The sequence below is a fragment of the Streptomyces sp. SID5643 genome (assembly GCF_009872555.1).
GTDB lineage: Bacteria > Actinomycetota > Actinomycetes > Streptomycetales > Streptomycetaceae > Streptomyces > Streptomyces iakyrus.
Window position 1 is genome coordinate 1 of sequence record NZ_WWIC01000303.1, and the last position, 4,161, is coordinate 4,161.

The following is a 4,161-nucleotide window of genomic DNA, read 5'->3' on the forward strand; positions in this document are numbered from 1 at the left end:
CAGCACGACCTGCTGATGGCCAACTTCTTCGCCCAGACGCAGGCACTCGCCTTCGGCAAGACCGCCGAGGAGGTGCGGGCCGAGGGCGTGCCCGAGGAGCAGGTGCCGCACCGCACGTTCCGGGGCGACCACCCGACCACGACGATCCTCGCCACCGAGCTGACCCCGTCGGTCCTCGGCCAGCTGGTCGCCCTCTACGAGCACAAGGTGTTCGTGCAGGGCGCTGTGTGGAACATCGACTCCTTCGACCAGTGGGGCGTCGAACTCGGCAAGGTCCTCGCCAAGCGCGTGGAACCCGCCCTGACCGAGGGCGCAGACGTCCCCGGTCTCGACCCGTCCACGGCCGCGCTGGTGGCCGCCTACCGCAATCTTCGGGAAGTGAACTGACATGCAGATCGGTCTTGTGGGTCTCGGCAAGATGGGCGGCAACATGCGCGAGCGCCTGCGCAACGCCGGCCACACCGTCATCGGCTACGACACCGACCCCGAGAAGTCCGACGTGGCCGGCCTGGCCGACCTCGTCAACCAGCTGGAGGCGCCGCGCACGGTGTGGGTCATGGTCCCGGCCGGCGACCCCACCCAGCACGTCATCGACCGTCTGGCGGACCTCCTCAAGCCCTACGACACGGTGGTCGACGGCGGCAACTCCCGCTGGACGGACGACGAGAAGCACGCCGAGGAGCTGAGCAAGCGCGGCATCGGCTTCGTCGACGCCGGTGTCTCGGGCGGCGTGTGGGGCCTGAAGAACGGCTACGCCCTGATGGTCGGCGGCGAGAAGGAGTACGTCGACCGGCTCCGGCCGATCTTCGATGCGCTGAAGCCGGAAGGACCGTACGGCTTCGTCCACGCGGGCAAGGTGGGCGCCGGGCACTTCGCGAAGATGGTCCACAACGGCATCGAGTACGCCATGATGCAGGCCTACGCCGAGGGCTGGGAGCTGCTGGAGGCCGTGGACTCGGTCGACAACGTCCGCGAGGTGTTCCGCTCCTGGCAGGACGGCACCGTCATCCGCTCCTGGCTGCTGGACCTCGCGGTCAACGCCCTCGACGAGGACGAGCACCTGGAGGGCCTGCGGGGTTACGCCCAGGACTCCGGCGAGGGGCGCTGGACCGTGGAGGCGGCGATCGACAACTCCGTGCCGCTGCCCGCGATCACCGCTTCCCTGTTCTCCCGGTTCGCCTCCCGGCAGGACGACTCGCCGCAGATGAAGATGATCGCCGCGCTGCGCAACCAGTTCGGCGGCCACGCCGTCGAGTCCGCGAAGAAGGCGTAGGCGTGGGCGATCTGCTGCTGGTCCGCCACGGCGAGACGGAGTGGAGCCGGAGCGGACAGCACACCAGCTTCACCGACCTGCCCCTCACCCCGCACGGTGAGGAGCAGGCCGCGTCCCTCGCCCCGCTCCTGGCGGGCCGTACCTTCGCGCTGGTTCTCGCCAGCCCGCTCGCCCGCGCGGTGCGCACCGCCGAACTCGCGGGCCTGACCGGGACCGTGCAGGACGCGGACCTGCACGAGTGGTACTACGGCGCCTACGAGGGCGTCACCACCGAGGAGATACACCGCACCCGGCCCGACTGGGACCTGTGGACCGACGGGGGGCCGCCCGGCCCCGACGGCCGGCCCGGCGAGTCCCCCGAGGAGGTCGGCGAACGCGCCGACCGGGTGCTGGCCAGGGCGGAGAAGTCGCTGCCCGAGGGCGATGTGATGCTGGTGGCGCACGGCCACTTCCTCCGCGTCCTGACGGCCCGCCGGCTGGGTCTGCCCCCGGCGCGGGGGCAGTTGTTCCGGCTGGAGACCGGCACGGTCAGCCGGCTGTCGACCGAGCACGGCCGGCCCGTGATCGCGGAGTGGAACTCCAGGGCGTAACGAGCCCCGGCCGGAGGTGAGAACCTGCTTCTGAACCCCCGTCGTCCGCGCGGAGCGCGGGCGGGGGTTCACAAGCAGGCTCTGTGTTGACAGCCTCCGGCCGGGCGCGTCAGAGTCCCCGCTGATGGAGATCACCGACATGACACCCGCCGAGGAGCAGGTGTGGCGCGCCTTTCCACGCGGGGAGAACGTGGACCTCCGGGACCAGGGCGACGAGGACCCGGCGCGGGGCGCGGACTGGGGCCCCGAACGGACCGTGCGGGCGTCCGTGGTGCGGGCCCTGCTGCTGAGTCCCCCGCAGGAGGACGGGGAGACGGCCTCCCTCCGGCTGGCGGGCGCGCGGATCACCGGGGTGCTGAACCTCCAGTACAGCGACATCGACCCCGCGGTGCGGCTCAGCGACTGCTTCTTCGAGGACGTGCCCGTCCTGTACGCGACCCGGCTGCGCCAGCTCAACCTGCGCCGGTCCGTACTGCCCGGCCTGGACGCCGCCACCCTGCGCGTGGACGGCGTCCTGCGCCTGTCGGGCTGCCGCTTCGACGGGCCCGTCAAGCTCGGTGGAGCGCAGATCTCCGGCGCCCTGTTCCTGGACGGGGCCGACATCGGCGAACCGCCCCCGGGCCAGCCGGCGCTCCAGCTCAACCACGTGACGATCGGGGACGGCCTGTCCGCGCCGGGCCTGCGGACACGCGGCGAGGTGCGGCTGACGGGCGCCTCGGTCGCCGGCACGATCGACTTCAACGAGACGCGTCTTGAGGCCGGTGCCGCAGCAATCGCCCTCGACGCGGAGACGCTCACGGCGGAGGGCGACGTCCTCCTGCGCAGCGCGTCGGTGCTCGGCTGGATCGGCCTACGCGGCGCCCGTGTCGCGGGACGGCTCAACCTGTCGCACGCCCGCCTGGTGAACCCCGGGGGTCCGGCGCTGCGCGCCGGCAGCTGTGTCCTCGGGGAGCTCTGGCTGCGCGAGAGCCCTCCGCCGGACGGCACGCTCAACCTGCGCCGCGCCCAGGTGGACGTCCTGTGGCTGGAGCCGGAGGTGATCCCGGAGAGCGTCCTGCTCGACGGCCTCGTCTACACCTCGCTCACTCCGCACGTGCCCGCCGGGCGCCGCCTGACGATGCTGGAGCGGGACGGCGACGGCTATGTCCCGCACGCCTACGAGCAGTTGACCGCCGCCTACCGGCGGATCGGCGACGACCACGCGGCCCGGCGCGTCCAGCTCGCCAAGCAGCGCCGCCACCGCGGCACCCTGCCCTGGTACGGCCGGCTGTGGGGCTATGTGCAGGACGCCTCCGTCGGTTACGGCTTCCGTCCGCTGCGGGCGGCGGGCTGGCTGCTGTCGCTGCTCGTGATCGGCTCCCTCACCTTCGCGCTGCACCATCCCGAGCCGCTGAAGGCGGACGAGGCCCCGCAGTTCAACCCGGTGTTCTACACGCTCGACCTGCTCCTGCCCGTGATCTCCTTCGGGCAGGAGGGGGCGTTCGCGCCCGCCGGCCGGTACCAGTGGTTCTCCTACGCCCTGGTCGTCACGGGGTGGACGCTGGCCACCACGGTCGTCACCGGCATCACCCGGACCGTCAGCCGCCAGTGAGCGCCCGCACCGCGTGCTGGGCGGCCAGCCGCACGGGGGCGTTCGCGGCGCCGTAACCCCGGTAGCCGCCGTCACGCTGGACCAGTTCGAAGAAGACCCGGCCGACGGTGCGGGTGTAGCAGTGGCGGAAGACGCCGTGGGCGTCGCGGTCGTAGAGGATGCCCAGGTCGCGGTAGGTCTCCAGCTCGCCGTCGGCGAATTCGAAGCGGGCGGCGAGGTCGTCGTAGTAGTTCGCCGGCACCGGCAGCGGGCTGCCGCCCGCCTCCCGGAAGCGGCGGACCGCGGCGACCACGTCGTCGGTGGCCAGGGCGATGTGCTGGGCGTGGACGGTGTCGTCCGTGGGCGCGGCGCCCACGGTGAGGGCGATCCGGACGCTGCCGTCGGCGTTGGTGACGGCGCGGCTGCGCAGCAGGCCGTAGGGGTCGGCGAGGTCCACGCTCTCCTGGGCGTGCAGGCCGAGCACCCCGCGGTGGAAGAGGGCCGCCTCGTCGAAGTGGTGCCAGGGCTGGGTGAGGGCGAGGTGGTCGATGCCCCGGATGCCCGCCTGCCCCGGCGGCCGGCCCGTGTCCTCGAAGTCGGCCCGCCAGCCGGGCCGTTGCGGGCGGTCGCCCGCGCAGAAGAACAGCTCCGTGCCGTCGGGGGCGGCGACGGCGTCCAGCGGGGCGTCCCCGGGGGCCCGGCGGCGCGGCAGGACGGGCGCGAGCAGC

5 protein-coding genes are annotated in these 4,161 nt (G+C 72.8%); 4 read left to right on the forward strand and 1 reads right to left on the reverse strand.

Features of this window, described 5'->3' with window-relative positions; translation table 11 throughout:
• The 4 genes from GTY56_RS33055 to GTY56_RS33070 all read left to right on the forward strand — a co-directional run.
• A partial coding sequence (locus GTY56_RS33055) for a phosphoglucose isomerase-related protein (protein WP_524540169.1) occupies nucleotides 1-387 on the forward strand: 387 nt, incomplete at its 5' end.
• 1 nt (nucleotide 388) lies between these two features.
• The gene (gnd, locus tag GTY56_RS33060) at nucleotides 389-1,273 is read left to right on the forward strand and encodes a phosphogluconate dehydrogenase (NAD(+)-dependent, decarboxylating) (RefSeq protein WP_161368961.1); all 885 of its coding nucleotides are present in this window, start codon (nucleotides 389-391) and stop codon (nucleotides 1,271-1,273) included.
• A gap of 2 nt (nucleotides 1,274-1,275) precedes the next feature.
• On the forward strand, nucleotides 1,276-1,863 hold the full coding sequence (locus GTY56_RS33065; RefSeq protein ID WP_161368962.1) for a histidine phosphatase family protein: 588 nt from the start codon (nucleotides 1,276-1,278) through the stop codon (nucleotides 1,861-1,863).
• Between the two features lie 124 nt (nucleotides 1,864-1,987).
• Complete coding sequence (locus GTY56_RS33070; protein WP_161368963.1) at nucleotides 1,988-3,454, forward strand: membrane-associated oxidoreductase; 1,467 nt, start codon at nucleotides 1,988-1,990, stop codon at nucleotides 3,452-3,454.
• Here GTY56_RS33070 and GTY56_RS33075 read toward each other — a convergent pair.
• Nucleotides 3,441-4,161 (reverse strand): VOC family protein (locus GTY56_RS33075; RefSeq protein WP_202511063.1); only part of this gene is annotated, 721 nt, incomplete at its 5' end. The two genes, GTY56_RS33070 and GTY56_RS33075, sit on opposite strands and share 14 nt — an antisense overlap.